This window comes from Streptococcus sp. 27098_8_75 (genome assembly GCF_041432475.1).
Lineage (GTDB): Bacteria > Bacillota > Bacilli > Lactobacillales > Streptococcaceae > Streptococcus > Streptococcus gordonii.
Genome location: NZ_JAPVZR010000001.1, coordinates 1 through 17,197, shown reverse-complemented (window position 1 = coordinate 17,197; position 17,197 = coordinate 1). Strand labels below are relative to the sequence as shown.

The 17,197-nt window shown below is 38.9% G+C and carries 17 protein-coding genes; 15 read left to right on the top strand and 2 right to left on the bottom strand.

The window, feature by feature from the left end:
• Window positions 1-66 precede the first annotated feature (66 nt).
• The 12 genes from gmk to O3640_RS00030 all read left to right on the top strand — a co-directional run bounded on the left by gmk (window position 67) and on the right by O3640_RS00030 (window position 12,773).
• Entirely contained in the window at window positions 67-693 is a 627-nt protein-coding gene (gene gmk, locus O3640_RS00085; RefSeq protein WP_045505966.1) for a guanylate kinase, read from the top strand.
• A 24-nt stretch (window positions 694-717) separates the two neighbouring features.
• Window positions 718-1,032, top strand: coding sequence for a DNA-directed RNA polymerase subunit omega (gene rpoZ / locus O3640_RS00080; protein ID WP_008808589.1), 315 nt, complete (start codon window positions 718-720; stop codon window positions 1,030-1,032).
• A gap of 120 nt (window positions 1,033-1,152) precedes the next feature.
• Window positions 1,153-3,534 carry a primosomal protein N' gene (locus O3640_RS00075; RefSeq protein WP_125375859.1) on the top strand — a complete coding sequence of 794 codons (2,382 nt, stop codon included), beginning with the start codon at window positions 1,153-1,155 and terminating at the stop codon, window positions 3,532-3,534.
• Between the two features lie 12 nt (window positions 3,535-3,546).
• The gene (gene fmt, locus O3640_RS00070; protein ID WP_268722984.1) at window positions 3,547-4,482 is read left to right on the top strand and encodes a methionyl-tRNA formyltransferase; all 936 of its coding nucleotides are present in this window, start codon (window positions 3,547-3,549) and stop codon (window positions 4,480-4,482) included.
• On the top strand, window positions 4,472-5,785 hold the full coding sequence (rsmB, locus tag O3640_RS00065) for a 16S rRNA (cytosine(967)-C(5))-methyltransferase RsmB (RefSeq protein WP_195321920.1): 1,314 nt from the start codon (window positions 4,472-4,474) through the stop codon (window positions 5,783-5,785). The genes fmt and rsmB overlap by 11 nt, the downstream gene beginning before the upstream one ends.
• Window positions 5,786-5,805: 20 nt before the next feature.
• A complete protein-coding gene (locus O3640_RS00060) occupies window positions 5,806-6,546 on the top strand; it encodes a Stp1/IreP family PP2C-type Ser/Thr phosphatase (RefSeq protein WP_045772999.1) in 741 nt (246 codons plus the stop codon).
• Window positions 6,543-8,396 (top strand): Stk1 family PASTA domain-containing Ser/Thr kinase, encoded by a 1,854-nt coding sequence (gene pknB, locus O3640_RS00055; RefSeq protein WP_125367259.1) that lies wholly within the window; start codon window positions 6,543-6,545, stop codon window positions 8,394-8,396. Before O3640_RS00060 ends, pknB begins: the two co-directional genes overlap by 4 nt.
• 172 nt (window positions 8,397-8,568) lie before the next feature.
• Window positions 8,569-9,267 (top strand): cell wall-active antibiotics response protein LiaF, encoded by a 699-nt coding sequence (gene liaF / locus O3640_RS00050; protein ID WP_125367352.1) that lies wholly within the window; start codon window positions 8,569-8,571, stop codon window positions 9,265-9,267.
• Window positions 9,264-10,265, top strand: coding sequence for a sensor histidine kinase (locus O3640_RS00045; RefSeq protein ID WP_125367258.1), 1,002 nt, complete (start codon window positions 9,264-9,266; stop codon window positions 10,263-10,265). Before liaF ends, O3640_RS00045 begins: the two co-directional genes overlap by 4 nt.
• Before the next feature lies 1 nt (window position 10,266).
• The gene (locus O3640_RS00040; RefSeq protein WP_061603669.1) at window positions 10,267-10,899 is read left to right on the top strand and encodes a response regulator transcription factor; all 633 of its coding nucleotides are present in this window, start codon (window positions 10,267-10,269) and stop codon (window positions 10,897-10,899) included.
• Between the two features lie 87 nt (window positions 10,900-10,986).
• A complete protein-coding gene (locus O3640_RS00035) occupies window positions 10,987-12,390 on the top strand; it encodes a bifunctional Cof-type HAD-IIB family hydrolase/peptidylprolyl isomerase (protein WP_125367257.1) in 1,404 nt (467 codons plus the stop codon).
• Window positions 12,387-12,773 carry a S1 RNA-binding domain-containing protein gene (locus tag O3640_RS00030; RefSeq protein ID WP_060552930.1) on the top strand — a complete coding sequence of 129 codons (387 nt, stop codon included), beginning with the start codon at window positions 12,387-12,389 and terminating at the stop codon, window positions 12,771-12,773. The genes O3640_RS00035 and O3640_RS00030 overlap by 4 nt, the downstream gene beginning before the upstream one ends.
• Window positions 12,774-12,809: 36 nt before the next feature.
• On the opposite strand, the gene cysK is transcribed toward O3640_RS00030, so the two are convergent.
• Window positions 12,810-13,739, bottom strand: coding sequence for a cysteine synthase A (gene cysK, locus O3640_RS00025; RefSeq protein ID WP_125367256.1), 930 nt, complete (start codon window positions 13,737-13,739; stop codon window positions 12,810-12,812).
• A 97-nt stretch (window positions 13,740-13,836) separates the two neighbouring features.
• Entirely contained in the window at window positions 13,837-14,469 is a 633-nt protein-coding gene (locus tag O3640_RS00020; RefSeq protein ID WP_045772978.1) for a YigZ family protein, read from the bottom strand.
• 55 nt (window positions 14,470-14,524) lie between these two features.
• Between O3640_RS00020 and O3640_RS00015 the strand changes: the two genes are divergently transcribed.
• The 3 genes from O3640_RS00015 to hpf all read left to right on the top strand — a co-directional run bounded on the left by O3640_RS00015 (window position 14,525) and on the right by hpf (window position 17,115).
• Complete coding sequence (locus O3640_RS00015) at window positions 14,525-15,826, top strand: DEAD/DEAH box helicase (protein WP_125367255.1); 1,302 nt, start codon at window positions 14,525-14,527, stop codon at window positions 15,824-15,826.
• A complete protein-coding gene (locus tag O3640_RS00010; RefSeq protein WP_125365837.1) occupies window positions 15,823-16,488 on the top strand; it encodes a ComF family protein in 666 nt (221 codons plus the stop codon). Before O3640_RS00015 ends, O3640_RS00010 begins: the two co-directional genes overlap by 4 nt.
• 84 nt (window positions 16,489-16,572) lie before the next feature.
• Complete coding sequence (hpf, locus tag O3640_RS00005; RefSeq protein ID WP_012000104.1) at window positions 16,573-17,115, top strand: ribosome hibernation-promoting factor, HPF/YfiA family; 543 nt, start codon at window positions 16,573-16,575, stop codon at window positions 17,113-17,115.
• Window positions 17,116-17,197 lie beyond the last annotated feature (82 nt).

Below are 17,197 nucleotides of genomic sequence, written 5' to 3'. Positions count from 1 at the left end.
ATAAAAAGCAGTTGAAATATCTGTTGTTTTTTGTTACACTAAGTAAAAGACTGTGAAGGAGACCAAATGACGGAACGTGGCTTGTTAATCGTTTTTTCTGGACCATCTGGTGTAGGAAAAGGAACGGTTAGACGTGAAATTTTTGAAAGCTCAGAAAACCAATTTCAATATTCTGTATCTATGACGACACGTCCGCAACGTCCAGGTGAAGTGGACGGTGTGGATTATTTCTTTAGAACTCGCGAAGAGTTTGAAGAGTTGATCCGCCAAGGCCAGATGTTGGAGTATGCTGAGTATGTCGGTAACTACTACGGGACGCCACTAACTTATGTCAACGAGACCTTGGATAAGGGAATCGATGTCTTCCTTGAAATTGAGGTGCAAGGTGCCTTGCAGGTCAAGAAAAAAGTTCCAGACGCTGTCTTTATTTTTTTGACACCTCCAGATTTGGAAGAATTACAAGACCGTTTGGTTGGTCGTGGCACAGACAGCGCAGACGTCATTGCTAAGCGCATTGAGAAAGCCAAGGAAGAAATTGCCCTCATGCGTGAGTATGACTATGCTATTGTCAATGATGAGGTCAGTCTAGCGGCCGAACGAGTTAAGCGAGTGATTGAGGCGGAGCATTTCCGTGTGGATCGCGTGATAGGCCACTATCAAGATATGGTGAAAAATTCTGCAACAGTAAGATAAAGATTAGAAATTAGGTAAAGAATTATGATGTTAAAACCGTCTATTGATACTTTGTTGGACAAGGTACCATCAAAATATTCATTAGTAATTTTGGAAGCAAAGCGTGCACACGAGCTTGAGGCTGGCGCTACACCGACTCAGGACTTTAAATCTGTCAAATCAACTCTTCGAGCTCTAGAAGAAATTGAGTCTGGAAATGTAACGATTCACCCAGATCCAGAAGGAAAGCGTGAAGCTGTTCGTCGCCGTGCAGAAGAAGAGCGCTTGCGTAAGGAAGAAGAAGAGCGTAAAATTAAAGAACAAATCGCTAAAGAAAAAGAAGAAGGCGAAAAGATTTAAGATTGGGGAAACTCAATCTTCTTTTTTCTATTCCAGCTATTTTTTCGGTATAATAGAGAGACGTATATTTTTGAGCAAATAATTAGCTAATACTTAAAAGTGAGAAAGGAAGGTGGGGAAATGCTAGTTGCTAAAGTTATCGTAGATGTGCCCTTGATGCAGACTGACAAACCTTTCAGTTACGCAGTTCCTCAAGAGTTTTCTCAAACCTTGCAAGTCGGGATGAGGGTTCACGTTCCGTTTGGGAAAGCCAATCGTTTGATTCAAGGGATTGTTCTTGCTATTGAAGAGGAAGAGGGATTGGGATTAAAAGAACTTGTTGAAGTTCTCGATTTTAGTCCGGTTTTAAACGAAGAGCAACTCTGGCTAGCAGATGAGCTACGTAAAACAGTCTTCTCTTACAAAATTTCAATTTTAAAAGCCATGCTACCTAATTTTCTTAACTCCTCCTACGACAAAATACTCTATCCGACGGAAGCGATGTCTTTAGAGGAGAAACAAGAAATTTTTGGTGAACAGACTAGTCTTCGTTTTTCTGATTTAGATAAGGAACGACAAGCCTTTTTCATGCGTTTGAGCCAATTAGGACAGATTCGTATGGAGTATCAGGCAACAGATCAAAAACGAATCAAAACAGAGAAATGGTATAAGGTAGATCATAATTCCTTAGTAGAAATGCCTATATCCAATCGAGCCAAAAGAAAGCAGGATTTAAAAGAGTATTTACTGAAGCAAAACGAAGTACAGTTGCTGGCAGATTTGCGGGAAAAATTTTCTAGAGAATTGGTTCAATATTTTATAAACCAAAATGCAATTGTTGTTGAGGAAAAAGAAGTCAGTCGAACAGCGAGTTATTTTGAAAGAGAGAGAAAGGACCAAGAATTACAGCTCAATAACGAGCAAGAGCACGCTGTCGCTGCTATAACTGAGAAGATTGGCCAAGATGCGAAACCGATCTTGTTAGAAGGGATTACGGGAAGTGGCAAGACAGAGGTCTATATTCAAGTAATTGAGCAAGTTTTACAAAAAGGGAAAACAGCTATCATGTTGGTCCCTGAAATCTCTCTGACCCCGCAGGTGACCGATCGTTTTATTGCCCGCTTTGGCCAGCAGGTGGCAATCCTTCATTCTGGTTTGTCTAATGGTGAAAAATATGACGAATGGCGTAAGGTAGAAAGAGGGGAAGCTCAGGTCGTTGTTGGCGCGCGCTCAGCTGTCTTTGCTCCTCTCAAAAATATTGGTGCAATTATTATTGATGAGGAGCATGAAGCTTCATACAAGCAGGATTCTAATCCGCGTTATCATGCTCGAGAAGTTGCTATTCTCCGAGCTCAGTATAATCGGGCGGTTTTAGTTCTGGGGTCAGCAACGCCAAGTTTGGAAAGCAGAGCTAGGGCAGGAAAGGGGCGGTATCAGTTTTTAAGGCTGACTAAGCGAGCCAATCCCCTAGCCAAGGTTCCAAAAGTTGAAGTGGTCGATTTTAGAGATTATATTGGTCAAAATGAAGCTAAAAACTTTACCCCTCCACTTTTAGAGGCTATTCAAGAGCGCTTGGATAAAAGGGAGCAAGTTGTTCTCATGTTGAACCGCAGGGGTTATTCAAGTTTTATTATGTGCCGAGAATGCGGGACAGTAGACACTTGTCCAAACTGTGATATCTCTTTAACGCTCCATATGGATACCAAGACCATGAACTGCCATTATTGCGGTTTTATCAAAGATATTCCCTATGCCTGTCCAAACTGTTCCAGCAGGAGTATGCGATATTATGGAACTGGGACGCAGAAAGCTTATGATGAGCTAAAAACAGCCTTTCCAGATGCGCGGGTTTTGAGAATGGATGTGGATACGACTCGAAAAAAAGGTAGTCATGAAAAGATTTTAGAAGCTTTTGGGCGAGGTGAAGCGGATATCTTACTGGGAACCCAGATGATTGCTAAGGGCTTGGATTTTCCAAATGTAACCTTGGTCGGTGTGCTGAATGCGGACACAGCTCTGAATTTACCAGATTTTCGTTCTTCTGAGCGGACTTTCCAGCTTTTGACTCAAGTAGCTGGTCGAGCAGGCCGCGCTGAAAAGGAAGGCCAAGTTTTGATTCAGTCCTACAACCCCCACCACTATGCTATTGAGTATGCTAAAAAGCAAGATTATGAAGGCTTTTTTAACTATGAAATGAATATTCGCAGGCAACTTGGCTATCCGCCTTATTATTTTACAGTTGGTTTGACCCTATCCCACAAAGATGAAGAATTTTTAGTAAAAAAATCCTATCAAGTTTTGGATATTTTGAAGCAGGGTCTGTCTGACCAGGTTAAAATACTGGGACCTACACCCAAGCCAATTGCCCGTACACATAATCTTTTTCATTATCAGATTTTAGTAAAATATCGTTTTGAAGATAATTTGCAAGAAACTTTAAATAAGATTTTGGAATGGACGCAGGAACGGGATAACAAGGACTTGCGTTTCAGCATTGATAACGAACCACAAAACTTTATGTAAAAGGAAATAAGTATGACAAAACTAATATTTATGGGTACGCCTGACTTTTCTGCTACGGTCTTAAAGGGATTGTTGGAAAGTGGCCAATATGAAATTTTGGCTGTGGTAACCCAGCCAGATCGAGCAGTAGGTCGAAAAAAAGAAATTAGAATGACGCCAGTGAAAGAAGTGGCTTTATCTTACGAGTTGCCAATCTATCAGCCAGAAAAATTATCAGGAAGTCCGGAAATGGAAGCCATTATGAATCTAGGTGCTGACGGAATTGTAACAGCAGCATTTGGACAGTTTCTCCCAAGTAAACTCCTTGATAGCATGGACTTTGCAGTCAACGTTCACGCTTCCCTCCTTCCGAAACATCGTGGTGGTGCCCCAATTCATTATGCCTTGATTCAAGGTGATGAGGAAGCTGGTGTGACTATTATGGAGATGGTCAAGGAGATGGATGCAGGAGATATGATTTTCCGCCGAAGTATTCCAATCACTGATGATGATAATGTCGGCACTTTGTTTGAGAAATTGGCCATTGTTGGTCGCGATTTACTTTTGGACACATTGCCGGCTTATCTTTCTGGGGATATTCAGCCTGAAGCTCAGGATCCAAGTCAGGTTACTTTCTCACCAAATATCAGACCTGAAGAAGAAAGACTGGATTGGAACAAGACCAATCGTCAACTCTTTAATCAGATACGCGGAATGAATCCTTGGCCTGTAGCCCATACTCTATGGCAAGGTGAAAGATTTAAAATTTATGAAGCGGAATTAGCAGATGGAGAAGGCCAGCCTGGAGAGATTTTAGAGATTGGGAAAAGGCAGCTACTTGTTGCAACTGGAGAAGGGGCACTTGCCTTTAAGACAGTTCAGCCAGCTGGAAAACCCAAAATGACTATCTCAGATTTTTTGAATGGTGCTGGCCGAAACTTAGCAGTAGGAGATAAGTTTGGAAACTAGAAGAAAAAGTGCGCGACAGGTGGCTTTAGAGGTGTTAGAAGAAGTATTTGACCAAGGAGCTTTTTCGAATATTGCCCTCAATAAGGCCCTCAATAAGGTTCGGCTTTCTCAACAAGATAAAAGTTTGGTGACAGAACTTGTCTACGGAACAGTTGCTCGTAAGCTGACCCTTGAGTGGTATCTGTCCCATCTAATTGAAGACCGGGATAAACTAGACTCTTGGCTATACATTCTTTTGCTCTTGAGTCTTTATCAAATGCTGTATTTGGATAAGATTCCAAATCACGCTCTTATTCATGAAGCTGTTGAACTAGCTAAAAAACGAAAGCTAGGAAGCGATAAGTTTGTTAATGCTATTTTGCGTCGGATAGAGCGTGAAGGTGTAGCTGACGTTGAAACGATTAAACGGAAGAACAAGCGCTATTCTATCCAATATTCGACGCCAGTATGGCTAGTTAAGGCTTTAATAGAAGAGTATGGTGAAGAACGTGCTCTGGCCATTTTAGCGAGTCTTTTTGAGCGGAATAAAGCCAGTATTCGTGTGACAGACTTGGCTCGTAAAGAGGAACTAAAAGGACTTTTACAGGCAGAAGATTCTCTCTTAGCTCCGTCTGCTTTGGTTAAGAATCAAGGTCACTTTGCTGGTCACGAATTGTTTACGTCTGGCCTAATTACAATTCAGGATGAATCTAGTCAGCTAGTAGCTCCAACCTTATGTATTGAAGGTGACGAAAGAATCTTAGATGCTTGCAGTGCGCCTGGTGGAAAGACTCTTCATATGGCTTCATATTTGAATACTGGGGAAATCATAGCCCTAGACTTGTATGAGCATAAGCTTCAATTGATCGAAGAAGCAGCTACTCGGTTGGGTCTTGCTGATAAAGTTCAAACAAAAAAGCTTGATGCTAGAGAAGTCTATCAGAAATTCGGTAAGGATGCCTTTGATAAGATTTTAGTAGATGCTCCGTGTTCGGGAATTGGTCTCTTACGGAGAAAACCAGATATCAAATATAACAAAGAAAATGCAGATTTTCTCTCTTTACAAAAAATTCAGCTAGAGATACTAGATAGTGTTTGTAAAAGTTTGAGAAAAGGTGGTATAATAACTTATAGTACCTGCACTATTTTTTCACAAGAAAATAGTCAAGTAGTTTCTAAATTTTTAGAGAAACATCCTAACTTTGAGCAGGTAAACTTAAAACATGAAAGAAAAGATATTCTAAAAGATGGGTGTATTTTGATTACCCCCGAATTATATGGAAGCGATGGCTTTTTTATCAGTCAGTTTAGGAGAATATCTTGAAAGAGGAGGATACTAACAGAATGGAAATAGCATTATTAACAGATGTTGGTAAAAAACGTACAAATAATCAAGACTTTGTAAATCATTTTGTAAATCGTTCTGGGATGCCTTTGATTGTCCTAGCGGACGGCATGGGTGGTCACCGTGCTGGAAATATTGCAAGTGAAATGGCCGTAACAGACTTGGGTGCTGCTTGGGTCGATACGCAGATTGATTCTGTCAATGGTGTGAGAGATTGGTTTGCTGAGCACTTAGAAGCAGAAAATAAAAAGATTCATGAAGTTGGACAATCAGACGAGTACAAGGGAATGGGAACGACACTTGAGGCCATTGCGATTATTGGCAATCAAGCAATTTATGCTCACATAGGGGATTCCCGTATCGGATTGGTCCGTGGAGAAGAGTACAAACAACTAACAAGTGACCATTCTTTAGTCAATGCTCTTTTGAAAGCTGGTCAGATTACAGTTGAAGAAGCTGAACGCCATCCTCAACGAAATATCATTACCCAATCCATCGGACAAAAAGATGAAATTCAGCCCGATTTTGGAATAATCACTTTAGAAGAGGGCGACTATATCGTGATTAACAGTGATGGTTTATCAAATATGGTAGCCGGAAGTGAAATCTATGATATTCTAAAAAGTGATCTTACTTTGCCAGAAAAAGCTCAAACTTTAATTCGCTTTGCCAATAATGCAGGAGGTCTGGATAATATTACAGTAGCTCTTGTGTACTTTGACAAGGAGGAAGAAGCATGATTCAAATCGGCAAAATTTTTGCCGGGCGATATAAAATCATCAAACAAATTGGCCGAGGCGGGATGGCAGATGTCTATCTTGCCAAGGATTTGATTTTAGATGGTGAAGAAGTGGCGGTTAAGGTTCTTAGAACCAATTACCAGACGGATCCTATCGCTGTTGCACGTTTCCAACGAGAAGCGCGTGCCATGGCGGATTTGGATCATCCACATATCGTTCGCATCACCGACATTGGTGAAGAAGATGGCCAGCAATATTTGGCTATGGAATATGTAGCTGGCTTGGATCTCAAACGATACATTAAAGAGCACGCTCCTTTGTCGAACGAGGAAGCCGTTCGAATTATGGGACAAATTCTTTTAGCTATGCGCTTGGCACATGCTCGTGGGATTGTTCACCGAGATTTGAAACCGCAAAACGTTCTCCTGACTCCAGATGGAAATGCTAAGGTAACGGACTTTGGGATTGCGGTTGCCTTTGCAGAAACAAGTTTGACCCAAACAAATTCCATGCTTGGTAGTGTCCATTATTTGTCTCCTGAGCAGGCGCGTGGTTCGAAAGCAACTTTCCAAAGCGATATTTATGCGATGGGGATCATCTTTTATGAGATGCTGACTGGTCATATTCCTTATGATGGGGATAGTGCAGTGACGATCGCTCTACAACATTTCCAAAAACCATTGCCGTCCATTATTGCTGAAAACGCCAATGTTCCGCAGTCTTTGGAAAATGTTATTATTAAGGCTACTGCTAAAAAGCTGACAGATCGATATCAGAGTGTTTCGGATATGTATGTAGATCTGTCTAGCTGCCTGTCAACTGAACGACGGAATGAAAAGAAACTGATGTTTGATGACGCGGTAAAAGCGGATACTAAAACACTTCCGAAGATTCCACAAGTCACACCTCCTGTAGCTTCTAGAGAAAAAAATGATCCAGCTACAGACGTTGAACAGCAAGCTCCTCAAGTTGCACCGCCAACAAAACCTAAGAAAAAGCATCATTTGAGAGCGAGATACAAGGTTTTGTTAGCTGCAGTATTTCTGGTCATTGCTGCTTTTCTAGCTTTGCTCTATCTAACGCCATCTAATAAGCAGGTTCCAGATGTTACTGGCAAGACCGTTGCTGAAGCTAGAGAAGCGATTGAAAAAGTCAATTTAAAAGTTGGCGAAGAAATAGAAGAGAATAGTGATGAAGTAGCTTCTGGAATGATTATTCGAACAGATCCAGTGGCAGGGACTCAGAGAAAGGAAGGCAGTACGGTTAATTTAGTTGTTTCTAAGGGAGCTAAAACGCTGATCATGGAAGACTATACTGGTCAAACTACTGCCCAAGCTGTTGAGAGACTCACTGATGTTCTAAAAGTTCCAAAAAAAAATATTAAAGTTGAAGAAGTTGAAACAAACGATGCAGAAGAAGGAACAATTTTTGAACAGACACCAGCTGCGGGAGCTACCTATGATCTCACTTCAAATACGAAGATTGTTTTAAAAGTAGCCAAAGCAGTATCAACGATTGAAATGCCAAACTTTGGTAGCCTTCAATATACTTATGCAAACGCTCGGAACTATCTGATTTCTCTGGGAATTCCATCTAGTAACATTGAAAGAGTCGTGGATCGTTCAGTTGTGTCGAGTCAATCTGATTTGGTGACATCACAATCTCCAGCAACTGGACCAGTTAATCCTAAGAAGGTAAAAGTAACCTTATATGTAACTGAAGCAACTACTCAAAGTTCAAGTTCTAGCTCAAGTTCGAATTCTAACTCCTCATCAAGTAGCAAGAATACGTCATCGTCAAGTTCTTCAGAGGATGAAACTTCAGCATCAAGTTCGACACATGGTGATTAAAAAAGCAACCTCCTTGGTTGCTTTTCTTATGGCCTTCCTCTGAAAGTTGAGATTTTCTGGAATGAATAAGAATTGAGCTGATGTCTGGAAATTTAGGATTCATGCTTAGGTCTGAGGAAAAAATAGTAAAATTTGATACAATAGAAATAGGAAAGTAGAAAGGATAAGTATGATGAGAAAGATTCAGTTTTTTGTATTAATTGAAGCAATTTTACTGACAATGGCTTTTGTTACGGTTGTTGCAGGCGATTTTTCTCGACTTGTCCTTCTCTCAATTTTGTTTTTGCTCTTTCTCTATTATTATTTTGGCAGGCAAAGAGGTAACTTTTTCCTAGTTACAGCTTCCATTCTCTTTTTTCTTATTATTATGCTCAATCCATTTGTCATTGCAGCAGTTCTATTTGCTGTTGTTTATGGTCTGATTGTTGCTTCGCCCTATATATACAGAGAAAATGAAGCGACACATCTAGTTTTTGAGCAAGATACAGTTGTAAAAAAAGAGAAAAATCGTTGGCTTGGGGATATACATCATTTTTCCTCCAACGATAGTTGCCGATTTGATGATATTAACCTTTTTCGAATGGTAGGGAAAGATACTATTCATCTGGAAGAGGTAATTTTAACCAATCATGATAATGTTATTATCTTGCGAAAAGGGATTGGCGATACAAAAATTATTGTTCCAGTTGATGTGGCAGTCAGTTTAAAGGTTAATAGCTTATATGGGGAACTCTCCTTTTTAGGACAGACTGTTCGAGAATTGAGAAATGAAAGTATTTCTCTGACTACGCCAGACTTTGACAGAGCCAATAAAAGCGTTAAAATTGTCATTGCCAGCCTTATTGGAAATGTTGAGGTCGTTCGCAAATGAGGAAATCTTATTATTTTATACTCTTCTTTTATTCCTTTCTTGTTTTGGCCGTTATCGTTCAATATGTCTTCAGCCTTTTCAGTTTTCAATGGCAAACAGTTCTGGAAAATTTTGAAACGCTACAAAAATTTATCTTCTTCATTTTCTTTTTAGCTCTGTCTTTGACTATATTACTCTTGCTGATTATGAAATTTGTACAGATTGTAACCTTAACATCTATCAGAAGAAATATTCGAAATATTTTAGATGGCCAAAAAATAGAGGTAAGTAATCAGGAAGACATTGATTATGGATTTGAAAAAATTGTTGCTAAGATGGCATTGTTAACAGAAAATCTGCAGAAGTCTGAAAATCAAGTTCTTCAAAACGAAGAGGTGATTGTTGAGAAAGAACGCCGTCGTATTGCTAGAGATCTTCACGATACGGTTAGTCAGGAGCTTTTTGCAGCGAATATGATTCTATCTGGTGTCTCAGGTCAACTGGGAACTCTGGAAAAAGAAGTGGTAGAGCAGCAATTAAAAGGAGTATCCTCTATTTTGGATACTGCCCAAAAAGATTTGCGAATCTTGCTACTACATCTTCGGCCTACAGAATTAGAAGGTCGAAGTTTGGTTGAAGGTTTGGAAGTGATCTTGAAAGAGCTAGTTGATAAGAGTGAGATTGAAGTCAACTTTGAACATCGTGTTGGTTCTATTCCTAGACAGATTGAGGAACATATCTTTCGAATTGCGCAAGAGATTATTAGCAATACCCTTCGCCATGCTAAGGCTAGTCGTTTAGATGTCTACTTATATCAGAACAGACACGAAGTTCAGCTAAAAATGGCTGATAATGGTATTGGTTTTCACAGAGAAAAGCTAGATGAAATAAGTTATGGCTTGAAAAATATTGAAGAGAGAGTTCATGATATGGCAGGAGAAATTCAGATTTTGACTGCTCCTAAGCAAGGAGTTGCAATTGATATTCGAGTGCCTTTACTAGATAGAAATGAGAATTAGTATGAAAATTTTATTAGTAGATGATCACGAAATGGTTCGCTTGGGCTTAAAAAGCTACTTGGACTTACAAGAAGATGTTGAAGTGGTGGCAGAAAGTTCTAATGGCCGTGAGGGAGTTGAGCTGGCTTTGGAGCTAAGACCAGATGTCATCATCATGGATATTGTTATGCCAGAGATGAATGGCATCGAGGCAACTATGGCCATTCTAGAAACTTGGCCAGAAGCAAAAATTTTGATTTTGACTTCCTACTTGGATAATGAAAAGATTTATCCTGTTTTGGATGCTGGTGCTAAAGGATACATGCTGAAGACATCTAGTGCAGATGAGATTTTACATGCTGTCCGAAAAGTAGCTAGAGGAGAAGTTGCGATTGAAACAGAAGTCAGTAAAAAAGTTCAGCACCATCGCAATCACATTGAATTACATGATGATTTAACCGCCCGAGAACGAGATATTTTGGGGCTTCTAGCCAAGGGCTATGAAAATCAACGCATTGCTGATGAACTTTATATTTCTCTAAAAACAGTAAAAACTCATGTTTCTAATATCTTATCAAAATTGGAAGTGAGCGACCGGACTCAAGCGGTTGTTTATGCCTTCCAGCATCACTTAGTCCCTCAGGAAGACTTTTGATAAGGTAGAAAAAGTCTTCTGATTTTGAGAGCAGTCCTCTGGCTGTATTTATGGTATAATGGGAACATCGCAAATAAAGAGGGATATATGGACGTAAAATTAAAATACAAGGCTAAGAAAATTAAAATTGTTTTCTTTGACATTGATGATACTTTGAGGGTAAAAGATACAGGTTTTATGCCGGCGAGTATCCAACGAGTATTTGAGTCTCTGAAAGAAAAAGGGATCCTGATAGGGATCGCTTCTGGTCGTGGGATTTTTGGTGTGGTGCCCGAGATTCGTGAACTAGAACCTGACTTTTTTGTGACCCTAAACGGTGCTTATGTAGAAGATAAAAAAGGACAAGTCGTTAGTGAGCAAGCAATTCCCCAAAATATAGTAGAGAAGTATATTGCTTGGACTAAGGAAGTTGGAATTGAATACGGGCTTGTTGGCAGTCATGGAGCCGCTCTTTCGGCTCGCAGTCCAATGATTAATCAAGCCATTGATGTTGTTTACCAGAATCTACCTGTTGATCCTGACTTTTACCAGTCAGAAAAGATTTATCAAATGTGGACTTTTGAGGATCAAGGAGATAGTTTACAGCTACCTGCAGATTTATCAGGAGATTTACGTTTGGTTCGTTGGCACCCGAATTCCTCAGATGTCGTTTCGATTGCTGGTTCCAAGGCGACAGGAGTCCAAAAGGTTATTGAAAAACTTGGTTTAAAACCTGAAAATCTCTTGGTTTTCGGTGATGAGTTGAATGACCTAGAGCTATTTGACTATGCTGGCATGAGTATTGCTATGGGGCACTCACATCCAAAAATTTTTGAGAAAGCAGATTATATTACAAAAACAGTAGAAGAAGATGGCATCTTTGATGCTTTGGAGAAATTAGGTATGGTAGAAAAAGAATTAAACTTCCCCCAAGTGGAAATTGAAAATAATAAAGGACCTTTTGCAACAATCAAGACAAATCTAGGTGATATGAAATTGGTCTTGTTCCCAGAACAAGCTCCTAAAACGGTAGCTAACTTTATCGCTTTGTCAAAAGACGGCTATTACGATGGTGTCATTTTCCATCGTATTATTCAAGATTTCATGATTCAAGGGGGAGATCCCACAGGAACAGGAATGGGTGGCGAATCGATTTACGGTGAAAGATTTGAAGACGAATTTTCACCAGAATTGTATAATATTCGCGGGGCGCTCTCTATGGCCAATGCTGGACCTAATACTAACGGCAGTCAGTTCTTCATCGTTCAAAATTCTAATCTGCCGTACTCAGCAAAAGAATTGAGTCGTGGGGGATGGCCGGAACCTATCGCAGAGATCTATGCAACTAAAGGCGGTACACCCCACTTAGATCGACGTCATACTGTGTTTGGTCAGTTACTAGATGAACAATCCTATCAAGTTTTAGATAAGATTGCTCAGGTAGAGACTAGAGCGATGGATAGACCAGTGGAAGATGTAGTTATCGAGACAATTGAGGTTGAAGACGAATGAAGATTGGCGATAAATTAAGGGGGACCATTACAGGAATCCAACCTTATGGTGCCTTTGTTGAACTTGAATCTGGTATTACCGGATTGATTCATATATCTGAGATTAAAACTGGATACATAGAAAATATTCATGATCTTCTAGCTATAGGGGATTCTGTGCAAGTGCAAGTCCTTGATTTCGATGAATATACTAAGAAGGCTAGCCTATCAATGAGAACTTTGGAAGAAGAAAAACATCGCCTACCTAAGCGTCATCGCTTTTCGAATGACCGTCATAAGTTTGGCTTTGCACCTCTTGCTAAGAGTATTCCGACTTGGACTGAAGAAGCCCTTCAATTTCTATCTCAGCAAAAAGACGAAAAAGAAAATCATCCTGAATGTTAGGATGATTTTCTTTTATCTGTCATATCGTTTGTGAAATTATTTGTCAAATTCATATAAAGCAGTTGACAAATAGCGTTCACCATTGTCTGGAGCAAGAGCAAGGACCTTTTTACCTTGTCCAAGTTTTTTAGCAACTTCAATTGCTGCATAAATTGCTGCTGCAGATGAAATACCAACGAGGAAACCTTCTTTGCCACCAATATGACGGCCAAAGTCTAAAGCCTGTTCAGAAGTAACTCGCACAATTTTATCATAGCCATCAGTATCGAGGGTTTCAGGGATAAAGCCGGCAGAAAGTCCTTGGATTTTATGTGGTCCAGGTTTTTCACCAGATAGAACAGCAGATTCGTCTGCTTCAACCGCATAAATCTCAATTGCAGGATTTGCTTTTTTAAGGGTATGGGAAACTCCTGAAATAGTTCCTCCTGTTCCGACTCCACCAACAAAAGCATCCAATCCAGTATCACCAAAGGCAGCTAGAATTTCTACACCAGTAGTTCTTTCATGTACTTCAGGGTTAGCAGGATTATTAAATTGAAGTGGCACCCACGCATTTCTTTCTTCAGCAATTTCCTGTGCTTTTGCAATAGCTCCCTTCATTCCTTCGCTTCCAGGAGTCAAGACTAACTCAGCTCCATAAGCTTGGATGATTTTACGACGCTCAACACTCATCGTTTCAGGCATGACAATAACAACCTTATAGCCTTTTGCTGCTCCAACCCAAGACAAACCAATTCCAGTGTTTCCACTGGTTGCTTCAACAATAGTTGATCCAGATTTAAGAAGTCCATCACGCTCTGCTGCCTCAATCATACTGAGAGCAATACGGTCTTTGACAGAAGATCCTGGATTAAAGGCTTCTAACTTCACGTATACATCAGCAGCTCCCTCAGGAACTAAATGATTAAGTTTGACAATGGGAGTATTTCCGATTAGTTCGGTAATGTTATTATAGATTTTAGACATAAGTACACCTCATAAAATAGAATTAAGAAAAGTATAAAATGAAAATTGGAATTTGTAAAATATAAAAAAGCTATGGCTATCATAGCTTTTTTTTATATCAAGAAATAATAGGAACTTCCACTTGCCGAATTCCTTGGTTGCTTAACTGAACTTTACCATTGAAAAATTCGATCAGGCCTTCCTCGATTCTATTTTGATCTTCTTTATTCACAAAAATAGTAGTAGCTACAGAATCCGTAAACTCGGTATCAAACTCCATTAGGTTTTCAGATTTTAAAAAATTAGCATACTCTTGGTACTGACTATAGGACAACTGAAGCCTTAATCCCACTTGCTCTTTAATTTCTACCAGTCCAATTTCTTTAACTGCTAGAGCGACGCTTCCTGCGTAAGCTCGAATCAATCCTCCCGCGCCTAATTTAATTCCGCCAAAATATCGAGTTACAACAACGCAAAGATTGGTTAACTGATGACTTTCCAAGACTCCCAGCATGGGAACACCAGCAGTACCACTTGGTTCACCATCATCACTAGTTCTCTTGATTTCACTTTTTTCTCCCAAAATAAAGGCAGAGCAGTTATGAGTGGCCTTGTAGTGCTCTTTTTTTATGGTGTTTATAAAGTCTCTGGCTTCTTCTTCAGATTCTACCCGCTTTACATGACAGATAAAACGGGATTTTTTGATTTCCTCTTCAACTTGACCATTTTCTTTGATAGTTTTAAATTCCATGATTTCATTGTACAAAAAATCAAGGATTTTTCCAAGAAAATACGAATAAAAAGATATGTTAGAATTGCAAGATTGTTTAGGACGGATTTTTACTAAAGAACAGTTACCTCCTGAACTACTTAAGAAAGCTCAAAGACTATCATCAGTTTTTGAAAAAAAGGGAGAACTCTTTTGTTCTCGCTGCTACAGTCAGATTGATAAGGAAAGATATTTATTGCCAATTGGTGCATATTATTGTAGAGAATGCATTCTTCTAGGGAGAGTGCGTAGTGACGAAGATCTTTATTTTTTTCCTCAAGAGTCTTTTCCTTTTATATCGAGTTTGAAATGGCTTGGCCAATTGACAGAATATCAGGAAAGAGTTTCTAAAGGATTACTTGAAGGAGTACAAAATAAGCAGGATACTTTAGTTCACGCTGTAACTGGAGCAGGAAAAACAGAGATGATTTATCAAGTGGTTGCTCAGGTGTTAGATCAAGGAGGTGCTGTCTGTATAGCCAGTCCTCGGATAGATGTCTGTTTGGAACTTTACCGGCGTTTAAAAGAAGATTTTTTATGTGATATTTCCCTATTGCATGGGGAGTCCGACCCCTATTCACGCAGTCCCTTAGTGATTGCAACAACTCATCAATTACTAAAATTTTATCAGGCATTTGATTTACTCATTGTTGATGAGGTAGATGCCTTTCCTTATGTAGATAACCCTGTGCTCTATCACGCTGTCGAGCAAGCAGTAAAAAATGAAGGAACTACAATATTCTTAACGGCTACGTCAACTGATGAGCTTGATAAAAAAGTTCAAAAAGGAATTTTGAAAAGATTAAGTTTGCCAAGACGCTTTCATGGAAATCCTTTGATTCTCCCTCAAAAAGTATGGCTTTATGATCTAAATAAAGACCTCCAAAGAGAAAAACTACCAGCCAAGTTAGTCAAGTATCTGAGAAAACAAAGAAAAACAAAATTCCCACTCTTAATTTTTGCTTCAGAAATTAAAAAAGGGCAGGAGATAAAGCAAGTCTTACAAAAATATTTTCCAGAAGAAAATGTAGGTTTTGTAGCCTCTACAACGGAAAATAGATTAAAAATAGTGCAAGATTTTCGAGATAAAAAGATAAGTATATTAGTAACAACTACAATTTTAGAAAGAGGGGTTACTTTTCCCTGTGTAGATGTAATTGTTTTAGAAGCTAACCATCGTCTCTTTACAAGGAGTGCTTTAGTACAAATTGGCGGGCGAGTAGGAAGAAGTATGGAACGACCGACAGGTGACTTGCTATTTTTCCATGATGGCACTAATATACAGATAGAAAAAGCAATCAATGAGATTAAAGCAATGAATAGAGAGGCCGGATTATGAGACAATGTCTACTCTGCTTATCCCTATTAGAAGAGCAGTTAAATTTTATAGATTTATTACAATTAAAAAGAAAAGAAAATGACGTTTGTCAAGAATGCTTAAATACCTTCGAAGAAATTCCAGAAGAACATTGTCCAAGCTGTTATAAAGCTGGGGACAAAAACTTGTGCCAAGATTGTCAGTACTGGCAGGAAAGAGGGTTAGAAGTGGCTCATAAAAGTTTGTACACTTATAATAAGGCTATGAAAGACTATTTTAGTCGTTACAAATTTCAAGGAGATTACCTATTAAGAAATGTGTTTGCCTTAAGTATAAGAAGAGAATTAAAAAAATACCAAAGTTACACAATTTTAAACCTTCCTTTAAGTGAAAGTAAGATGAAAACAAGAGGATTCAATCAAGTATCTGGATTGCTTGAAGCTGCACAGATACCTTATCAAGAACTATTAAAGAAAAAAGAAAGCCAGACTCAGTCTAGTAAAAGCAGAAAAGAGAGATTAGAAAACACAGGTAATTTTTATATGATTGAAAATACGAAAATCCCCCCCAAAATTTTACTTGTAGATGACATCTATACAACAGGTGCAACCTTACAGGATGCAAAAGTGACATTATTTGAAAACGGAGCGAAAGAAATCATGACATTTTCACTAGCGAGATAAGAAAAAAATTTGCAAAAACATAATGAAAGCGTTATAATTAATATATAAAAAGAAAAATTTTATGTTTAGAAAGAAGGTACTTATATGATTAAATATAGTATCCGTGGTGAAAACCTTGAAGTAACAGAAGCAATCCGTGATTACGTAGTTTCTAAACTGGAAAAGATTGAAAAATACTTCCAAGCTGATCAAGAACTTGATGCACGTGTAAATCTTAAAGTCTACCGTGAAAAAACGGCTAAGGTTGAGGTGACAATTCCGCTTGGTTCAATAACCCTTCGCGCTGAAGATATCTCACAAGATATGTATGGCTCAATTGACCTAGTAGTTGATAAAATTGAACGCCAAATTCGCAAAAATAAAACTAAAATTGAAAGAAAAAATAGAACTAAAGTTTCAACAAGTCAAATCTTTACAGATGCAGTAGTAGAAGAAGTTGATGAAGCACCTGCAAAAGTTGTTCGTTCAAAACACATTGATTTGAAACCGATGGATTTAGAAGAAGCACTTCTTCAAATGGAGTTGCTGGGACATGATTTCTTCATTTATACGGATGTAGATGATAACACAACAAATGTCATCTACCGTCGAGAAGATGGAGATCTTGGTTTACTTGAGGTAAAATAATGAGTTTTAGAAAAGCTGGACCACTGTCCAGCTTTTTGATTATATATTTAACAAAGGTTTAAAACATTAATTTTAAAAAAAT